At 31.6% G+C, this 2,295-nt stretch carries 2 protein-coding genes; both read left to right on the forward strand.

What is annotated here, in order from left to right; genetic code table 11:
• The first annotated feature begins 197 nt into the window (after window positions 1–197).
• Entirely contained in the window at window positions 198–494 is a 297-nt protein-coding gene (locus AC3DU7_RS31550; RefSeq protein ID WP_488043176.1) for a mechanosensitive ion channel domain-containing protein, read from the forward strand.
• A 521-nt stretch (window positions 495–1,015) separates the two neighbouring features.
• Window positions 1,016–2,134 (forward strand): mechanosensitive ion channel family protein, encoded by a 1,119-nt coding sequence (locus AC3DU7_RS31555; protein ID WP_488043175.1) that lies wholly within the window; start codon window positions 1,016–1,018, stop codon window positions 2,132–2,134.
• Window positions 2,135–2,295 lie beyond the last annotated feature (161 nt).

Genomic DNA, 2,295 nt, shown 5'->3' on the forward strand with positions numbered 1-2,295 from the left:
TTCTAGCTGTTACACCATATTCTGAACTATATATTCTGGAAATTACTCTTAGTTTAATTTTAACTATTACAACTACTTGGCTAGGTTCTCAATTTGTTAAACAGTTTTTTGATGTTTATTGAGTAGAAGCAGTATTCAGAACTGACCAGAAAGCCAATAGCGATCTGTTTATAGTAGGTAAGTTTGTTGCTAACTTTATCATTATTGTATTAGCTATTATCATTTTTGCTCAGACTCATCAAGTTAATGTATTTGGTATTATTGCCAGTTTAGGAGTGGCAGGTGTAGCAGTTGCTTTTGCTGCTCAAAATACTTTAAGTAAATTACTCGGCGGTATCGTACTTTATATAGACAGACCTTTTGTTGTAGATGACTATATTGGTTTACCAGATGGTACTTTTGGCAGAGTTGAATCTATAGGTTTACGCTCTACTAAAATTCGTTCTTCTGGAAAAGGTACTTTAATTATTATCTCTAATAATTCTCTGACATAAGTAAATATTGAAAACTTTACTGCGGCGAAGAAAGTTATGTCTATTTTATACTTAACTTTTTATCGTTATGTAGATATTGAAGAACAAGCATTAATCCGCTAAGTTATCTTAACAAGTACCAGCGATATATTTGGCATTGAGCCGCGCAATACTGATATTACTTTTAAAGATTCACAAAGTTCTACTTCTCAAGATATAACTCAAGCCCAGATTACATTTTTTATTTTAGGTTCTGGTAAAGTATCTATGGATTTACGTCGTCAAATGTTGGATAATGCTAGTCAAAGAATTACTTTGAAACTTAAGGAATATGGTATTGCTTTTGATATATAGCAACCCAGTATATATGTCGATTTACCAATTACGGTTTAATGCAAAATCTCACTCATGGCAAGTTATATATTTACTAAAAAAATTTGTTAAGCAGCAAGTTTTAGAGATTAGAAAATTTGGCAAAAAAATCAAAAATAAATTAGTTTTTACGAACTAGTATCAAGGGATAAGAAATACTATAAACTAATATGTTTTTTTCAGATATAATTAACCTAGTAAATCAGGTATTTATTTCTTTAGATGCTACTAGCATTCCTAATTATTTGATTTTCATTGTCTTTGCTTTGGGATCAATATTAATCGGAAAATATACATCAGCAATGTTGGGTATCCTTATTAAAAATTTTATCCCTGGTGCAAGGCAAGAAATTACCAATAATTTTCTCGATCCACTAAAAAAACCTTTTCAACTTGCAGGAACTTGTCTATTAATTTCTCTATCCTCAGCTTGGTTAATAGATTATCAACAATTCTACAAATTCTTTCATCCAATAATAGTGTTTTCTGTAGTTGCTAGTCTTGGATGGTTAGCCTCTCAGATATTTCATCAACTTATTAGAATATATGGGATTAACATTATTTCTAAATCAAGCTTAGAAAATGAGTTACTGTTAGTATTTGAGACTATAGCAAATATACTAATTGGATTTGTGGCATTAGTCAGCTATGCTCAAAGTCAAAAGTTTCCACTAACAGGTCTGTTAGCTGGTGTATCTATTGGTGGAATAGCTGTTAGTTTTTCAGCTTCCAAAACCTTGGAGCAAATTTTTGGAACGATAGTTTTATTTTTAGATCGTCCTTTTATTCCTGGAGATTATATTCGTTGCTCATTAGGAGCAGGTGAGATTTATGGCAGAGTAGAATCTATTGGTTTGCGTTCTACTAAAGTTAGGGTTGCAGCTACAGGTACCTTATATATTGTGCCTAACAACAAATTAGCTGATGCAGCAGTAGAGAATGTTACCCGTGGTAAAAAAGTGATGGTTTTATTATATTTAGACTTTACTAGGAAACTTACAGAACAAGAAGAAGCTCTAGTTCAGCAAGTGATTAAAAATAGTACAGATTCAGTATTTGGTATTGATCCAGGAAGTACAAAAATAGCAGTATTTGACCATGAACATACAGATAAATGTCGGGCGAGGATAACTTTCTTTATTCTCGGTTCTAGTGAAAATTCTATCCAATTAAGAAAGCGACTTTTGGAAGTTGCTAGTCAAACGATTTCTAAGGAACTGAAAAAATTTGGTATTGAATTTTATCTACAAGAACCAAATATTTATGTTGATTCTCCAATTACTATTTAATTTAACACCTCTTCGTCAACAGCCAAAAATCTTGCACTTTTTCAGCAATATTTAACTATGGAAGCTTTTACAGGTATTGATTAAAATTTTAATCAGCAAACCTTAAATCCCACATTCCGCACTTCAAAATGTAGTATACAAATAGAATGAGAGAGGGAAGG

The sequence above is a fragment of the Okeania sp. genome, assembly GCF_983059655.1.